Raw genomic sequence first — 16,081 nt, 5'->3', positions numbered from 1 at the left:
CTGTCAGGTGCTGGAACTCTAGTCGAAGGGCGTGACGGGATGGGGTGGGGTTGAAGGCAGTGGGGTTACTTGTCCAGGCCGACCTGGCGTAGCCCAATGCAATTACCCCAAGGGTCACGTACCTGGCAAATCCAGTCAGCGCCTTCAATCGCCATCGGGCCTCGATACAGTGCCGCGCCCAAGTTCTCCAAGTGCTGTACGGTCTGCTGCAGGTTCTCTACTCGCCAATACACCACTGAGCCGGCGGCCCCGCAGGCCACCTTGTCATCGGCGTCGACGATTTCGATGGCGACGCCATCTACATCCAGATGGCCGAAATCGTCCGGCTCATGGTGAACACGTGTAGCCAATGGAAAGGCTGCGGCATACCACGCCGTTGCTGCGCGCCAGTCCGGGACATGGATGAGAACAGAGATAATAGGGTTCAACCGAACAATACCTGCTGCCAGTGGGTTTCTCTGATGATTGTTATGGGTGCGCCGCTGTTTCGCACCAGTTGATTGATTTTTGCATCGTTTGTATAGAAGGGGCCTGCTTCGCAGTCCAGCGGGAGCAAGCCCCCTCACCACAGGTACTGTCTTCTCTCTTACCTTACCTGATCTCGATCGACCACATGCTTGAAGTGATGCCGCCACAAATCCACCCCCAATTGCCCCGACCGGTCCAGTGACGAGCCCACCGTCAAGTCGCTGATCAAGGTTGGCTGCAGCCCCGCGTCAAACAATGCAAATCCTGCCGCTAGCACGCAGGTGTCGGTCTGGATACCGCACACCAGTACGCGCTCTGGCCCGAGGCTTTTGAGGTAGGCAACGGTCTCGGGTGTCGGCGCGTAGCCGTGCTTGATGAAGATGCGGTCGGCTGCAATCAGGCTCTGGTCATTCGGCGCCGGTTGCCAGCCGAGTTGCCGGGCGAAGGGGGTGACGCTTTCGTCATGGCGCTCCACGGTGGCGACTGACGGCATGCGACCCAGCAGGGAGTTGATGCCGTCCACCAGCCACGCAGGCGGGTTGAAGGAGGGTTGCACGTCGATGATCAGCAGTACCTGGCGCATGGCGTTCCTGTCCGTGGTCGAGGGGCTGCCCATTGTGCACACGCCTCCTTAGGGTTGCCAGGTGGTTTTCTCGCCGCTGAGCTTGCGGTCCAGGAACGTCGCCGCGCTGATCAACGCCAGGTGGCTCAAGGCCTGGGGCGTGTTGCCCAAGTGGCGGGCCTGGCTGTCGAATTCCTCTGCGTACAAACCCAAGGGGTTGGCGTAGCGCAGCAGTTGTTCGAATTCCAGGTGAGCCTTTTCCACTTGGCCGGCGCGGGCCAGGCATTCGACATACCAGAAGGAGCAGGCCGCGAACGCGCCTTCGGTACCTTGCAGGCCGTCGATCTGGCTGTCGTCGTTGCGATAGCGGTAGACCATGCCGTCGCGTACCAGGCTTTTCTGAATGGCTTCCAAGGTCGAGAGCCAGCGCGGATCGGTCGCCGCGACAAACCGCACCAACGGCATCAGTAACATCGAACCGTCGAGCGCGGTGCTGCCGGTGTGCTGCACGAAATGCCCGCGTTCCTCGTTCCAGAAGTTGCTCCAGATATCGGCGTAGATCGCTTGGCGGGTCTGGTCCCAGCGCGCGAATGGCGCCGGCAGCGACCGCTTGGACGCCAGGCGGATGGCACGGTCCAGCGCCACCCAGCACATCAGCCTCGAGTGCAGGAAGTGATGCTGCTCGCCGCGCATTTCCCAGATGCCCACGTCTTGGGTATTCCAGATCTCGCAAACCTGGTCGGCGACTTCCACGGTGTGTTTCCAGCCTTCGTGGGAGATGGCTTCCCCGTACTTGTTGACCAGGTACACCGCGTCCATCAGCTCGCCGTAGATGTCCAACTGGATCTGGTCAAACGCCTCATTGCCGATGCGTACCGGCTTGGCGCCGCCGTGGCCGCTGAAGTGATCGAGTTCGGCCTCCGGCAATTCCTGGCGGCCGTCGATGCCGTACAGGATATTGATCTTGGTCGGCTGGCTGCAGCAGTCGCTGACCCGGCCTTTGAGCCAGCGCATATAGGCGTTGGCTTCTTCGATAAAACCCAGGCGCATGAAGGCGTAGACGGTGAACGATGCATCGCGGATCCAGGTGTAGCGGTAATCCCAGTTGCGCTCGCCACCGGGCGTTTCGGGTAGGCCGAAGGTGGCGGCGGCGATGATTGCGCCGTGTTTGCGCGAGGTCAACAGCTTGAGGGCCAGCGCCGAGCGGTTGACCATTTCGCGCCAACGTCCGCGGTAGTTCGACTGTGCGATCCAGCCGCGCCAGAACTTCAAGGTATGGGCCAGCGCCAGGTCGGTGCAGCCGCAGTCCACGCGTTCATCCTCCTGGCCGCCGAGAACGAACTCGGCACCTTCTTCCTGGCCTAGGGCAAAACTGGCCACGGCGGCGTTGTCCTCGATTTGCAGCGCGTGGCTGCCGGACAGACGCAGGCCGGGTTGGCCGTCGGCACTGAAGACAACGGTGCCGTTATCCATGTTGGCGTGCGTCGGCGTGCGGGCGTAGTCATGCCGCACCGCGCAGCGCAGATGAAGCGTGGCCTTGCCACTGACTACCCGCACGCGGCGGATCAGCAGGGGCAAGTCATCGATTTCTTCGCTGATGACCAGCAGGTCGGTGATCTCGACCACGGCGTCGTCGCTGAGCCAACGGGTCTGCAGCACGTTGGTGTCGGGCAGGTAGATCTGTTCGCGGCGCGCGTTGGGCAGGTCCGGGGTGAGCTGGAAGATCCCGGCGTCGGGGCTGTCCAGCAGTGAGCAGAAGATCGACGGGCTGTCGAATTCCGGCCAGCAGAAAAAGTCGATACTGCCTTTGTCATTCACCAAGGCGGCACTGCGCATATCGCCAATAATGCCGTGGGCATCGATGGCGCTCTGTTGTTCGTTCTTCAAATCAACCATTGCCACGAAACTCCGGATAAAGGCTCATGCCGCCGTCAATAAAAAGTGTGCTGCCGACGACATAGTCGGACGCATCACTGGCCAGCCACACAACGGCGTTGGCCACATCTTCCACATCGCCTACGCGACCGTAGGGGATCAGCTTGAGCAGTTCCTGTTCCGCCGCGCCTTCGGTGGCCGCCCGGTTGATCGCCGTACGGATCGCTCCCGGCGCAATGCCGTTGATGCGGATGCGCTGTTCGCTGACTTCCTGGGCGAGGGTTCGCATCAACATTTCCACGCCGCCCTTGGATGCTGCGTAATTCACGTGCCCGGCCCAGGGGATCAACTGGTGCACCGAGCTCATATGAATGATTTTGCCGGCCGCCCGCGACACGCCTTCGCGCACGCCTTGGCGGTTGAAAATGCGCACGGCCGCCCGGGCGCACAAGAACTGGCCAGTGAGGTTGACGCCAATCACCGTATTCCAGTCGTCGAGGCTCATGTCCACCAGGTTGGCGTCCTTCTGCATACCGGAGTTGGCCACCAGTATGTCCAGGTGGCCGAAGGCATCCAGGGTCTGGGCAAACAGCCGTTCCACGTCTTCTTCTATTGAGACGTTGGCGCCGATGGCGATCGCTCGGCCACCTTCGGCGTTGATCTGCTCGGCCAACGCCTCGGCCGGGGCGGCCTGGCTGTTGTAATTCAGCACCACGGCCGCTCCGGCTTGCGCCAGGGCCTTGGCCGCGCCGGCGCCGATTCCGGAACTGGCACCTGTCACCAGGGCTACTTGTTGCTCCAACGAGATACGCATTGCTCACCGACCTTAAAATTCGTGAGTTCAAGTAGCTGACTGACGGCGCGCAAGGGAAGTTCATCCGTGTGATTTTAGCGACTACAACCATGGTGGAAAATGGAATAACAGAACTATAAAAAATAACCATAAGATACTAAAAAACCGCTCAAAAGCGTTTGACAGGCTTTTTCGCCGCGTGTCTTATAGGCACACCTCAGCCCGCTCCGTTGGTAGTTCGGAAGTCATCGCGGGGCCACCTATAAGAGATATCTATGTGCCATTCGGCCGATATAGGGGAACTACCAGGTCAGGTAAAAACAGCAGCCTTAGTTGGCGTGCCTAAGTTAGTCATCTTCGATTGCGACGGTGTACTCGTGCAAAGTGAAGAGATAACCCTGTCTGTGTTGATCGCCATGCTTAATGCGCTTGCTCAGCGCGAGACGATGCTGGATGTCACCCGTTTTATTGAACACTTTCGTGGGCGCAAGATTGCCGATTGTTTGCGTGAGGCTGAACAGCTGTTAAATGTCAGCCTGGATGACAAGTTTGAACAGCACTTTCGCCAGCAGGCATTGGAAGCGCTGACGCACAGTTTAAAAGCCACAGAGGGAATGATTGAAGTACTGGAAGGCCTGACTGTTCCTTATTGCGTCGCCTCGAGCGCGCCGCGCAATAAGATTGAACACTGTTTGCGTATGACCGGGCTGCTTCCTTATTTCGAAGGACGAATATTCAGTTGTTATGAGTTGGGCCGTTGGAAACCGGATCCCTTGGTGTTTCTGACCGCTTGTGACACCTACGGTGTTGATGTCAGTGATGCCGTGGTGGTTGAAGACAGTGTCACCGGCATTCAGGCGGCAGTGGCTGCCCATATAAGTGTCATCGGTTTTGGCCCGGCCCATCGGCATTCGCAGTTGGCCGCCGCCGGCGCAGTGCCCATTACCGATATACGTGAATTACTGGCCATTTTTAATTGATCTCATTACTCAGGGAGGAGGCGTCGTGAACACACTTGGTTACCCGGAGCGGCTTAAACGCAACGATCAAAGCTCGCAAGTTTGGTGGGATTCATCGCCTGCCGTGTACCTGCCCTACAAACAACACCTGCTGGAAAAGTACCCGGCGGCGGCCGCTTATATAGAAGCCTTGATGCCGGATGAATTTTCAACGCCTTGGGGCTTGTGCAGCGTGACCACCAACCCCCGGTTGGTGACGGCCGTAATCCTCGAAAAGCGCGAGTATTGGTCTTCACGCTTCAACCTGGCCGGCCTGTCTCCAGGCGAGTTGCGCAAGCAGCTGTACAACGAGGTCATCCTCGAAGGCGCTGCGACGCTCAAGCCGCGCTGGGTTCAATCGGCCCAAGCCGAAGGCTGGATTTCCGCGCAGGTCGACCCGGTGGACGTGCGCTGCACCGAGCGCATGACCGCCAGGGGCCTGGAGCTGCAGCGCCTGGCACCGAATGTGATGGTCAAGGTGCCGGGCAGCCTGGAAGGCATGGCGACCGTTGAGCAACTGGTGGCCCAGGGCGGGTCGGTGAATATCACGTTCTGCTTCACGGTCGCCCAGTTCCAGGCGGGTATCCAGGCCATCGAGCGCGGCAGGGCGACCGCGCGCAGCAACGGGATCGACACCAGCCACTGCAACTACGTCATTACCTTCATGATCGGGCGCTTTGCCTGCCAGCCTGAATTCACGCTGCAAGCGGCGGAACGCGGCCTGGCATTGAGCGCCGAGGAGCTGCGCTGGGCCGAGCTGATGATCTACGAGCAGATCCAGGCGCTGGTGGCGGCCTCGACCGTACCGGTCAAAACCCTGCTTTCGAGCATAAAGGTCGACGTGGACGAGCGGGGCAACAAGCACTGCTGGCACCTGGAAAAGACCGGGCAGACGGCGACCTGCTACACGCTGACCCCGGAAGTGGTGGAGTTCCTGATCGAGCGCGAAAGCCACGGCAAACCGGTGGCGCCCGCCGTGCAGCCGCAGAAGCCGCCGGCGGCAACCTTCGCCAAGCTGATTCGCATCCCGTACTTCTACGAAGCCTACTTTGTCGACAGCATCGAGCCGTATGACTTCGGCAACCACGAAGCCTTCATCAACGCCTGCAACGAGGCCAACAGTGCGCACCGACGCCTGGCCGACTACTGCGTTCGGCTTTGCCCGGTGACCAAACCCTTCAAGCGCGCACTCAATGCGTTGCTCGCCGCCGAATTCGGGGTGATCGCATGAACCGTATGATCGGGTTATGGGCCCATCCACGTTCGCGTTCCACCGTGCTGGAGCGTGTGTTTATCGAGCGGGGGGACTTCGAGGTCTTTCATGAACCCTTCGCGCACATGGCGTTTTCCGAGGACTCGGCGATTCCTTCGGATGAGTGGGATCACAGTTTGCCCACGACTTACGAGGGTATAAAAGCGCATCTTCTCAAGGCCCGCGAGCGCACTAACGTATTTCACAAAGATATGTGCTACCACTGCCTGGATGACTTGAAAGTGGATGTCGGCTTTCTTGCGCAACAGGACAATGTCTTTCTAATTCGCGAACCCGCCAGCAGTATTATTTCTCATCATCGGGTGCACCCCGATATGCCGTTGCAGGCCATTGGGCATAAAGCGCTGTATGACATATTTTGTGTGGTCACCAAACTAACCGGCAAAGTGCCTTATGTGATTAATGCCGATGATCTGGCGGTCGACCCGGAGCGAGTTATCCGCAAACTCTGCGATCACCTGGGTATAGAGTTTTTGCCACAGGCCATGACATGGAAACGTGAATGTCCACAACAATGGAAAACCTGGCGCAGTTGGCATGTGGCGGCAGAAAACAGTGAGCGTATTGTGTCGCCGGATAATCAACCCGTTGATATGCAGGCATTCGAACAGTTTCCGAAGTTGAAAGCGATGTATGAATACCATCGAACTTTTTACGCGCGCATGAATGAGTTTTGTCAATAAGGATTGTTGTATGAAGAAGCTGATTGTGACCGGGGCGGCCAACGGAATTGGTCGGGCAACTGTTGAAATGGCGATACAGCAGGGCTACTTCGTTATTGGTGCGGACAAGGATGCCGAGGGGCTTGAAGTTTTGCAGGGACTTTATGGCCCCGATGTATTCGACGCGCAGGTTGCCGACTTTTCCGATATGGCCGTGATCAAGGGTTTTATTCCGACCCTGTATGAACGCCATGCGACTATTTATGGGTTAGTCAATAACGCCGGTATTTATCACGGCAAAAGTGTCTATGCCTATTCCGATGAGCAGATAGACGAGATCCTCACCGTCAACCTCAAGGCCCTGGTCTACCTCTCCAAGGACTTCGCCGAGCGGGAAATGCAGCACGAGGCGCCACGCAGCATCGTCAACATCGCTTCGGTGGCCGGTGAGGTGGGCAGCTGCGACGCCCTCTACGGTGCCACCAAGGCGGCGGTGATCGGCCTGACCAAGGCCAACGCCTGGAACTTCGCCCCGTTCGTGCGGGTGAACGTGGTATCCCCGGCACTGATCCACGAAACCGCCATCTACGGCACCATCCCCGAATACCGCCGCGCCGAGTACGCCCGCCAGGAAGTCCTCAAGGACCCGATCCTGCCCAGTGGGGTGGCCGAAGTCATCTTGCTGCTGGTCGGCGATGCCATGCGTCACATCACCGGCCGGGTGATTCCGGTCGACAACGGAGCCTACCCACGGTGAGCCATTCCATGCGCAAGAAAAAGCTGCTGTTGGTGGGCGCCGGCAACCTGTGCCTGCAGATCCTCAAGATTCTGGGGCCAAAAAACGCCTTCGAGTTTGTGGTGCTGGGCCGCAATGAAGAGGCGACGCTGCGGTTGTGCAACCTGGTGGCGCTGTCGTGTGCGCAGCTGGGGCAATTCATTGCGATCAAGCCGGTGATTGCCGACCTCACGGACATCGGCAAGGTCGCGCAGCTGCTACGCGAGGAGGCGCCGGACATGCTGGTGAACTGCGCGTCGCTGCAGTCATGGCGGGTCATCACCGGGTTGCCCAAGCTGTCATTCGAAAAGCTCGACCAGGCCCAGTTCGGCCCCTGGCTGCCCATGCACCTGACGTTGATGCACTGCCTGATGCAAGCGGTAAAAGCCTCCGGCATCACGACGAAGACCGTCAATGCAGCGTTCCCGGATGCGGTCAATCCGATCCTGGCGCGCATCGGCCTGGCGCCGGACATCGGCGTGGGCAACGTGGCCAACCTGATCCCGGCGGTGCGTCTGTCCATTGCCCGTCTGCTGGAATGTGCGCCCGCCGATGTGCAGGTGCAGCTTTATGCCCAGCATTACTTCAGCCACTACGTGCCGCGCGGTGGGCTGCCTCCACGTGCCAGCTATCGCCTGTTGTACGAGGTGGGCGACCGACCGGAGGTGGCGCGCCTGCCGGCCGAGGCGATTTTCTCAACGGTGAAGTCCGAGTACCGCCGCCTGGGCGGGGTGGACGGGCAGTTTCTCACCGCGTGTTCTGCGGTCACGGTCATCGAAGGGCTGTTCTCGCCCACGCCGGTGCTGGTGCATGCGCCGGGTCCTCTCGGGCTGCCGGGCGGGTACCCGGTGCGTCTGCACGATGGACGGATCGAGGTGCAGTTCTCCGAGGCCTGCCCCCAGGACGATGCGGTGCGCCTCAATACCATCTGCCAGAGCCAGGACGGCATCGACGAAATCCACTGCGATGGTTCGGTCACCTACAACCCGCAGTGCATGGCCGTCATGCAATCGATGCTGGGCTATGCCAAGCACACCATGTCCATCGAGCAGTCCGCCGAGTTTGCCCGCGAGTTGGCGAGCAAATACTTGTCCTTCAAAAATTCAACCTGGTAGGTGTGTGATGAATCAGATGTCGGGGCGCAAGCACAACGAAGTTGCCAGTTATGCCACGCAGTATTCGGCGGATTTTGTCGAGCGTTGGGATGAGTTGATTGATTGGGAAAAACGCAAGATAGGGGAGGACGGCTTCTTTGAACACTTGCTGCGACGCCACGGCGTGCAGTCGGTGATCGACGTTTCGACGGGCAGTGGCTTTCATGCCGTGCAGCTCAAGCAGGCGGGGTTTGATGTGGTCGCCACCGATGGCAGCAGCACCATGTTGACCAAGGCGCGGGCGAACTTTCGCAAACATGGCCTGGACATCCAGTCCCATTATCGGGACTGGCACTCACTGGATGCCCAGGAGCTTGGCCAGTTCGATGCGGTGGTGTGCCTGGGCAGTTCGCTGTGCCATGTGTTCGCCGCGCACGACCGGTTGCGGGTGCTGGCGAAATTCAGGGCCTTGCTCAAGCCGGGCGGCCTGCTGATTGTGGACCAGCGCAATTTCTTCGCCATCCGTGCCGGCAAATTCAAAGCCAGCGGTCATTACTACTACTGCGGTACGAACGCTTCGGTGAGCCTGGGACAGGTCGATGAGCACCTGTGTGAGTTCATCTATTCCTTCGATAACCAGGAGCAGTACAGGCTGCAGGTTTATCCGCTGTTGCCGGGGGAGTTGAAGGGAGAAGTACTCAAGTCCGGGTTTACCGACCATGAGAGCTACGGTGATTTCGAACGTGACTACGACATGATGGATTGTGATTTCGTCATTCACACTGCGCGCGCCGAATAAGGAGGCTTGATGAGCACACTCGTACAGAGCAATGCCCGCCCACTGGACAGCGTCGTGCTGGCGATCGTCCTCACCGGGTTCGTGGCCAGTACCTATGGCTTCGGGGTTTACCTGTTCGCCAACCTGGTGGTGGACATGCGCCGCGACATCGGCTTCGACTACACCACGGTCGGCCTGATTACCGGCGGCGCGCAGATCGGCTTCCTGCTGTTTTCATCGGTCACCAGTGTCATCAGCCGGTATTTCGAGGGCTGGAAAATCAGCCTGGTCTCCACCGTGATGACCTCCCTGGCGCTGCTGGGCCTGAGCATCAGTCACAGTATCTGGTTGTCGGGCGCCTTGTTGATCCTGCTCGGCGGCTGTTCCGCGTCGGTGTATATCCCATTGGCGGAGATCGTCACCAAGGGTTTCAGCCCGGGCAATCGTTCGCGGGTCATGGGGCTGATCTCCAGCGGCACCAGCTATGGCGTGTTCATCAATGGCTTGTTGGTGTCGTTCCTGACCTTGAATGGCGGCTGGCGCTCGATCTGGCTCACCGCCGGGCTGATCTCGGTAGCCCTGTGCGTGGTGGCCTGGTTTCTGTTGCGCAACCTGTCGGCAAGCCAGGACACCGGGTTCGCCGGGGAGCGCGCCAGTGCGTCGGACAGCCACCAACCTTGGCTCAGTCGCTCGTTGTACCTGACTTGGGTCATCGCTTTTCTCAATGGCATGGCGCTGCTGCCGTTCCAGACTTACCTGGCGCCGTTCCTTCGGGATGAATTGGGCGTATCGGTACGGGATGCCGGCTTGGTCTGGACCACTATCGGCGCCGTGGGCATGGCGTCGGGGTTCCTGGTGGGATGGATTGCCGACAAGGTGGGCGTGCGGGCGTCGCTGGCGATGTGTTTTCTGAGCGCGGGGCTGGCCGCCACCCTGGTGTTCAGTTTCAACAACCTTGCGCTGTTCTACCTGGCCGCGTTTTTGTTTGCGTTGGCGTTCTACCCCATCTTCGGGCTGGTCCCCAGTTACATCGGGCAGATCGTGCCGGTCAGCCGGCTGACCCAGGCCTTCGGCATTGCCAACGTGTTGATCGGCCTGGGTGGCGTGTGCGGCAACTTTCTAGGCGGTTTTTCCAAGGACCTGACCGGGTCGTTCTCGACGGTCTACTGGGTGGTTGCGCTGTTGCTGTTCGTGCAATGCGTGATGGTGTTCATGTTGGGTAAACAGCCTGTTTCAGTGAGGGAGGGTGAGCAGCCATGAGTTATTTTCCTGAGCGTCCAAACCAGAATCTGCACGCGTTTGCGTTCAGCCACCGGCGTGGCGAACACACGCGGATACAGCACAAGCCAGCGGTGATCTGGATGACCGGCATCTCCGCGTCCGGCAAGTCGACCATCGCCGATGCACTGGACCTCGCCCTGCAGGAGCAGGGGCGGATCACCGCGATTATTGATGGCGATTCGGTGCGTGGCGGGCTGTGCCGGGACCTGGGTTTTACCGACAGCGACCGTGACGAGAATATCCGGCGTGTCGCCGAGGTCGCGCGATTGATGCTGGAGGCGGGGCTGATCGTGATCGTGGCGTTGATCTCACCGTCGTCGGCCAGCCGCCACTACGCGCGCTCGATCATCGGCAATGAGTTTTTTGTCGAAGTTCACGTGGACGCGCCCTTGGCAACTGCCGAACAGCGCGACCCCAAGGGCCTGTATAAAAAAGCCCGCGCGGGGTTGATCAAGAACTTCACCGGTATCGACTCCCGCTATGACGTGCCGGTGTTTCCGGAAGTGCACCTGAATACCCAGGCGCTTACAGTGGAACAGTCGGTCGCAACGATTCTTGACTGGGTGGCGCATAACGACGATCGCAACTAGCCGTCTGTCTTTGCGCCGTGGGGGCAGTGTTTGCAACGCGAAAAAACAAGGTAATCTGCGCCATCGCACGGAGAACGCGTTTTTTCAGGAGCAGGCATGACACATTTTACGGGCACTGCAAAATCGATCCGTCTGATTGGTGGGGCCCGGGTTTTGGACTTTATCAATACCACCAACGGCCGTCGTCCCGGTACGGCGCTCAAGGTCATGGAAGAACGGCTCACCAGTTTTCAGTTCTTCTTTGAGTGGGCCTTGCATGCCGGGCTGATCTCCTCCCAGGAGTTTGAAGACTACAAGCCGATGGTGTTTGAATCATCGATGGCGTACCAGCCGAACCTCGACGCGATCATCGCGTTCAGGGAATGCCTGTACGCGGTGTTCTACCCATTGTCGTTGCAAGATGCTGCGCCCGATGGCGCCTTGCAACAGGTCAACGAGGCCTTCCAGCAAGGCGTTGCCCGTCGGGTGCTGCGTTCTGTCGAAGGCAAGCCTGCCTGGGCGTGGATGCCCTGCACCACTACGCAAGAGCTGACGGCCATGGTACTGGGGCGCCTGGCGATAGAGGCCACGCAATTACTGGTATCCGGTGATCTGCACGCGTTGCGCAGTTGCGGCGCCACGGACTGCGACTGGGTGTTCCTCGACATCTCCAAGAATAAACAGCGCAAGTGGTGCCAGATGAGCGTGTGTGGCAGCCGGGAGAAGCTCAGCCGTCTCAAGCAGGTGGCGAGCCCGCAATAGATTCATAGCGATGCTGCGTACGACGGGTAGCAATTGCTCCACTTAATAGGAAGCATTACTATTCACGCCCCGCCTCCCCAGTGCTCCCGCGATGATCCCTCAGCCGCCCCGCAGAACAGGCTTTTTCGAACACTACGAAGAGTTGATCGGGACCTGGACGCGCCGCCTGAGAAACCGTCAGCAGGCCGAAGACCTGGCCCACGACACCTTTGTGCGGGTGCTAGAGTCAACCTCCTCTGAAGTCGAGCAACCGCGTGCCTATCTGCATCAAACGGCGCGCAATATCGCAGTGGATGCTTATCGACGCGAAGACCGTCGGGAAGCGATCACGCTGGAAGCCTTTGATCAGTGTTCGCCCCACAGTGGCGACCCGGAGCACTTCATGCACGCGATCCAGTTGGCGGACTCTATCGAGCGGGCCCTGGCCGAACTGCCACTTAACTGCCGCAAGATTTTCATCTGGCAGAAAATCGAGGGCCTGACCCAGCAGGAAATCGCCGAACGCCTGGGGTTGTCTAAAAATATGGTGGAAAAGTATATGATCCGCACCCTGCGGCATCTGCGCGACCGCCTGGACGCGATGGCGCCATGACCGCCCGCCATGAAACAGGACCTTCCATGATGGATAACCGTGCCCGAGACGAAGCCGCGCAATGGTTTGTGCGCCTGCAAGACGCCGAGTTGAGCGTTGCCGAGCGCCAGCGCTTCGACGCATGGCGCCTTGAGCATGCCGACCACCAATATGAGTTCGACGTGCTGCAAGGCCTGTGGAGTGCTACCGACCTGCTACCCAAGGCGCGCCTGCAGGCACTGTGTGAAGCGCCGGTAGAGCGCCCCGGACGTCGGGCTGTGTTGCGTTATGCGGTGGCCGCCAGCGTGGTGGCCATTGCCCTGGGACTGGGCCTGTTCAGCGGGCTTGATCATCCCAAGCCCTACAGTGCCGAGTTCAGCACACGCCTGGGCGAGCATCGCCAGGTAGCGTTGCCCGATGGCTCGGTGATGGACCTCAACAGCCGCAGCATTGTCGCGGTGCACTTTGAAAAAGGCCGTCGTGGCGTGGAGCTCAAGCAGGGCGAAGCGATGTTCAGTGTCGAGCACGACACCAGCCGGCCCTTTGTCGTGGCCGCCGGGGCAGGGCAGGTGACAGTCACCGGCACGCGGTTCGATGTGCGTCGTGATGACGACCAGACCCGCGTCATGGTCGAGGCCGGAACCGTGAAGGTGCAAGGCCATTCCCCGGACAAAGTGGTGACGCTCACCGCAGGCCTTGGGACCCATGTCGACAACAAGGGTTTGGTGGCGGCGGCCTACGGTGTGAACACCGAAGAATTGACCGCCTGGCGCACGGGCAAGCTGGTCTTCAACAACGCATCGTTGGGCGAAGTGGCCCGGGAAGTCTCGCGGTATCGCGAGCAACCGCTGCGGGTCAGCACGCCGGCGGTGGGCAACCTGCGCCTGACCAGCGTGTTCAAGGCCAACGATACCGATGCCTTGCTCAAGGCCTTGCCGCACATCCTGCCGGTCGCCTTGCGCACCCTGCCGGACGGCAGCCAGGAAATAATTTCACGCTGACATTCAGGTTTTTTTCGAGTTCTTCGTCTTCTCCTGCAACTGCAACTGGTTTGCATTAACAGCCGCATACTTTTGCGATCACAGGACTAGGTTCGACGTGAAAAAACTTGCCGTTAACAACAATAAAATCTCTCGCTGGGCGCCGCTCGCCCTGGCGCTTGCGGTGAGTGCCGCGCTGCCCGTGGCCTACGCCGCCGAGGCCATTCACATCCAGGCCCAGCCTTTGGGCGCGGCCCTCAGTCAATTGGGCCAGCAGACTTCCCTGCAAGTGTTCTTCAGCCCTGACATGGTCGCCGGCAAGCAAGCCCCTGCGGTAGACGGCAACCTTTCGCCAGAACAAGCCCTGCGCCAGTTGCTGCAAGGCAGCGGCCTGGACTACCAGATCGATGCCGGTTCCGTGACCCTGTGCCCGCTGAGCGGTGGCACCGGTGAAGCCGGCTCTCCCCTGGAACTGGGTGCCACCGACATCAAGGTGGTCGGCGACTGGCTCGGCGATGCCAACGCCGAAGTGGTGCAGAACCACCCCGGCGCGCGCACGGTGATCCGTCGCGAAGCCATGGTGGAGCAGGGCGCCATGAACGTCGGTGATGTGCTCCGACGTGTGCCGGGTGTGCAGGTGCAGGAGTCCAACGGTACGGGCGGCAGCGATATTTCCCTCAACGTCGGCGTACGTGGCCTGACGTCGCGCTTGTCGCCACGCTCCACCGTGCTGATCGATGGCGTACCGGCGGCGTTTGCGCCCTATGGCCAACCACAATTGTCGATGGCGCCGATTTCCGCCGGTAACCTGGACAGCATCGACGTGGTACGCGGTGCCGGTTCCGTGCGTTATGGGCCACAAAACGTCGGCGGTGTGATCAACTTCGTGACCCGCGCCATCCCCGAGAAATTCTCCGGCGAAGTCGGCACTACCCTGCAAACCTCGGCCCACGGTGGCTGGAAGCACGTCGATAACGCCTTTATCGGCGGCACCGCCGACAACGGCATTGGCGCTGCCTTGCTGTACTCCGGCGTCAACGGCAACGGTTACCGCAACAGCAACAACTCCAACGACATCGACGACGTGATCTTCAAGACTCACTGGGCACCGACCGATCAAGACGACTTCTCGCTGAACTTCCACTACTACGACGCCAGCGCCGACATGCCCGGCGGCCTGACCCAGAAGCAGTTCGACGCCAACCCGTACCAATCGGTGCGTGACTGGGACAACTTCAGCGGGCGCCGCAAGGACGTGTCCTTCAAGTACATCCGCCAGATCGACGACCGCACCCAGGCCGAAGTGCTGACTTACTATTCCGACAGTTTCCGCGGCAGCAATATCGCCAACCGCGACCTCAAGACGATCGGCTCTTACCCGCGCACCTACTACACCTTTGGCATCGAGCCGCGGGTGTCCCATGTGTTCGACGTGGGCCCGAGTACCCAGGAAGTCAGCCTGGGCTATCGCTACCTCAAGGAAGGCATGCATGAGCAGGCCACCAGCCTGAACCTGGTCAACAATGTGCCGACGCCGGGTGGGCAGAGCGATGGTCACGTCTACCAGGATCGCACCGGGGGGACCGAGGCCAACGCGTTCTATATCGATAACAAAGTCGATATCGGCAAGTGGACCATTACGCCCGGTATCCGCTTCGAGGACATCCGTACAGAATGGCACGACCGCCCGGTGGTTGCCTTGAACGGCACGCGTACCCAGGAAAAACGCCGCGAAATCCACAACAACGAACCGCTGCCGGCCCTGAGCGTGATGTATCACGTCTCTGATGCCTGGAAACTGTTCGCCAACTACGAGACCTCGTTCGGCAGCCTGCAATACTTCCAGTTGGGCCAGGGCGGCACTGGCGACCAGACCGCCAATGGCCTCAATCCGGAAAAAGCCAAGACCTACGAAGTGGGTACGCGTTACAACGACAATGTCTGGGGCGGTGAGCTGACGTTCTTCTACATCGACTTCTCGGATGAACTGCAGTATGTCAGCAACGACGTGGGCTGGACCAACCTCGGCGCGACCAAGCACACCGGTATCGAAGCCTCGGCCCACTACGACCTGTCGAACCTGGACCCACGCCTGGATGGCCTGACCGCCAACGCCGGCCTCACCTACACCAAGGCCACCTCCGAAGGCGACGTGCCGTTCAAGGGCCGCGACTTGCCGCTGTATTCCCGTGAAGTCGCCACCCTCGGCCTGCGTTATGACGTCAATCGCTGGACCCATAACCTGGATGTGTACGCCCAGTCCGGCCAGCGTGCGCCCGGCACCACGAGCACCTACATCACCCAAGGCACCGCCGATGGCCAATTTGGCGATATCCCGGGCTACGTCTCGGTCAACGTGCGCAGCGGCTATGACTTTGGCGAACAGTTGTCCAACCTGAAACTGGGTGTCGGCGTGAAAAACGTTTTCGATCAACAGCACTACACCCGTTCCAGCGACAACAACGCCGGGCTGTACCTCGGCGAACCACGTACGTTCTTCGTGCAGGCCAGCGTCGGGTTCTGATCCACGCCACGGTGTCAGGAAAAGTCGCAGCCCCCTTCAGGGCTGCGATTTTTTTTGCCCGTTTCCTACACCTCTGCAGCGAATTTGGCTGTTTGTTTCGGAACTGATTCCGACAT

16 protein-coding genes are annotated in these 16,081 nt (G+C 59.8%); 12 read left to right on the top strand and 4 right to left on the bottom strand.

The annotated features are described in order from the left end of the window. Positions 1–65: 65 nt before the first annotated feature. The 4 genes from AC0IYN_RS30330 to AC0IYN_RS30315 all read right to left on the bottom strand — a co-directional run bounded on the left by AC0IYN_RS30330 (position 66) and on the right by AC0IYN_RS30315 (position 3,719). Positions 66–350, bottom strand: a complete 285-nt coding sequence (locus AC0IYN_RS30330; protein ID WP_471844697.1) for a VOC family protein — start codon at positions 348–350, stop codon at positions 66–68. Positions 351–586: 236 nt separating this feature from the next. Next, positions 587–1,051, bottom strand: coding sequence for an isochorismatase family protein (locus AC0IYN_RS30325; protein ID WP_471844695.1), 465 nt, complete (start codon positions 1,049–1,051; stop codon positions 587–589). Between the two features lie 48 nt (positions 1,052–1,099). Then, positions 1,100–2,926 (bottom strand): glycoside hydrolase family 15 protein, encoded by a 1,827-nt coding sequence (locus AC0IYN_RS30320; RefSeq protein WP_457239744.1) that lies wholly within the window; start codon positions 2,924–2,926, stop codon positions 1,100–1,102. Beyond that, a complete protein-coding gene (locus AC0IYN_RS30315) occupies positions 2,919–3,719 on the bottom strand; it encodes a glucose 1-dehydrogenase (RefSeq protein WP_406597912.1) in 801 nt (266 codons plus the stop codon). Before AC0IYN_RS30315 ends, AC0IYN_RS30320 begins: the two co-directional genes overlap by 8 nt. A gap of 254 nt (positions 3,720–3,973) precedes the next feature. Here AC0IYN_RS30315 and AC0IYN_RS30310 point away from each other — a divergent pair, with 254 nt between their 5' ends. The 12 genes from AC0IYN_RS30310 to AC0IYN_RS30255 all read left to right on the top strand — a co-directional run bounded on the left by AC0IYN_RS30310 (position 3,974) and on the right by AC0IYN_RS30255 (position 15,965). Next, a complete protein-coding gene (locus AC0IYN_RS30310; RefSeq protein WP_457239743.1) occupies positions 3,974–4,678 on the top strand; it encodes an HAD family hydrolase in 705 nt (234 codons plus the stop codon). A 25-nt stretch (positions 4,679–4,703) separates the two neighbouring features. After that, positions 4,704–5,927, top strand: coding sequence for a transaldolase family protein (locus AC0IYN_RS30305; protein WP_457248103.1), 1,224 nt, complete (start codon positions 4,704–4,706; stop codon positions 5,925–5,927). Continuing rightward, complete coding sequence (locus AC0IYN_RS30300; protein WP_471844692.1) at positions 5,924–6,652, top strand: sulfotransferase-like domain-containing protein; 729 nt, start codon at positions 5,924–5,926, stop codon at positions 6,650–6,652. The genes AC0IYN_RS30305 and AC0IYN_RS30300 overlap by 4 nt, the downstream gene beginning before the upstream one ends. A gap of 10 nt (positions 6,653–6,662) precedes the next feature. Beyond that, positions 6,663–7,388: an SDR family NAD(P)-dependent oxidoreductase gene (locus AC0IYN_RS30295; RefSeq protein WP_457248105.1), complete on the top strand. Its 726-nt coding sequence runs from the start codon at positions 6,663–6,665 to the stop codon at positions 7,386–7,388. Next, positions 7,385–8,521, top strand: coding sequence for a Rossmann-fold NAD(P)-binding domain-containing protein (locus AC0IYN_RS30290; RefSeq protein ID WP_406597907.1), 1,137 nt, complete (start codon positions 7,385–7,387; stop codon positions 8,519–8,521). The genes AC0IYN_RS30295 and AC0IYN_RS30290 overlap by 4 nt, the downstream gene beginning before the upstream one ends. 7 nt (positions 8,522–8,528) lie before the next feature. Then, positions 8,529–9,299, top strand: a complete 771-nt coding sequence (locus tag AC0IYN_RS30285; protein WP_406597906.1) for a class I SAM-dependent methyltransferase — start codon at positions 8,529–8,531, stop codon at positions 9,297–9,299. Between the two features lie 9 nt (positions 9,300–9,308). Continuing rightward, positions 9,309–10,538 carry an MFS transporter gene (locus tag AC0IYN_RS30280; RefSeq protein WP_406597905.1) on the top strand — a complete coding sequence of 410 codons (1,230 nt, stop codon included), beginning with the start codon at positions 9,309–9,311 and terminating at the stop codon, positions 10,536–10,538. Beyond that, complete coding sequence (gene cysC / locus AC0IYN_RS30275) at positions 10,535–11,149, top strand: adenylyl-sulfate kinase (protein ID WP_406597904.1); 615 nt, start codon at positions 10,535–10,537, stop codon at positions 11,147–11,149. Before AC0IYN_RS30280 ends, cysC begins: the two co-directional genes overlap by 4 nt. A gap of 96 nt (positions 11,150–11,245) precedes the next feature. Further along, entirely contained in the window at positions 11,246–11,890 is a 645-nt protein-coding gene (locus AC0IYN_RS30270) for a CGNR zinc finger domain-containing protein (RefSeq protein WP_406597903.1), read from the top strand. A gap of 91 nt (positions 11,891–11,981) precedes the next feature. Next, a complete protein-coding gene (locus tag AC0IYN_RS30265; RefSeq protein ID WP_406597902.1) occupies positions 11,982–12,482 on the top strand; it encodes a sigma-70 family RNA polymerase sigma factor in 501 nt (166 codons plus the stop codon). A gap of 26 nt (positions 12,483–12,508) precedes the next feature. Beyond that, positions 12,509–13,462: a FecR family protein gene (locus AC0IYN_RS30260; protein ID WP_406597901.1), complete on the top strand. Its 954-nt coding sequence runs from the start codon at positions 12,509–12,511 to the stop codon at positions 13,460–13,462. 97 nt (positions 13,463–13,559) lie between these two features. Further along, positions 13,560–15,965 (top strand): TonB-dependent siderophore receptor, encoded by a 2,406-nt coding sequence (locus tag AC0IYN_RS30255; RefSeq protein ID WP_471844688.1) that lies wholly within the window; start codon positions 13,560–13,562, stop codon positions 15,963–15,965. Positions 15,966–16,081 lie beyond the last annotated feature (116 nt).

The sequence above is a fragment of the Pseudomonas sp. AC112 genome, assembly GCF_979253545.1.
The sequence above is the reverse complement of the archived record's forward strand: the minus strand, read 5'-3'. Positions and strand labels throughout refer to the sequence as shown.

Coding starts and splice junctions, on each gene's coding strand:
- AC0IYN_RS30315 (WP_406597912.1), bottom strand. CDS start 3,719: ATGCGTATCTCGTTGGAGCAACAAGTAGCCCTGGTGACAGGTGCCAGT.
- AC0IYN_RS30265 (WP_406597902.1), top strand. CDS start 11,982: ATGATCCCTCAGCCGCCCCGCAGAACAGGCTTTTTCGAACACTACGAA.
- AC0IYN_RS30295 (WP_457248105.1), top strand. CDS start 6,663: ATGAAGAAGCTGATTGTGACCGGGGCGGCCAACGGAATTGGTCGGGCA.
- AC0IYN_RS30260 (WP_406597901.1), top strand. CDS start 12,509: ATGATGGATAACCGTGCCCGAGACGAAGCCGCGCAATGGTTTGTGCGC.
- AC0IYN_RS30280 (WP_406597905.1), top strand. CDS start 9,309: ATGAGCACACTCGTACAGAGCAATGCCCGCCCACTGGACAGCGTCGTG.
- AC0IYN_RS30270 (WP_406597903.1), top strand. CDS start 11,246: ATGACACATTTTACGGGCACTGCAAAATCGATCCGTCTGATTGGTGGG.
- AC0IYN_RS30285 (WP_406597906.1), top strand. CDS start 8,529: ATGAATCAGATGTCGGGGCGCAAGCACAACGAAGTTGCCAGTTATGCC.
- AC0IYN_RS30320 (WP_457239744.1), bottom strand. CDS start 2,926: ATGGTTGATTTGAAGAACGAACAACAGAGCGCCATCGATGCCCACGGC.
- AC0IYN_RS30300 (WP_471844692.1), top strand. CDS start 5,924: ATGAACCGTATGATCGGGTTATGGGCCCATCCACGTTCGCGTTCCACC.
- AC0IYN_RS30325 (WP_471844695.1), bottom strand. CDS start 1,051: ATGCGCCAGGTACTGCTGATCATCGACGTGCAACCCTCCTTCAACCCG.
- AC0IYN_RS30310 (WP_457239743.1), top strand. CDS start 3,974: ATGTGCCATTCGGCCGATATAGGGGAACTACCAGGTCAGGTAAAAACA.
- cysC (WP_406597904.1), top strand. CDS start 10,535: ATGAGTTATTTTCCTGAGCGTCCAAACCAGAATCTGCACGCGTTTGCG.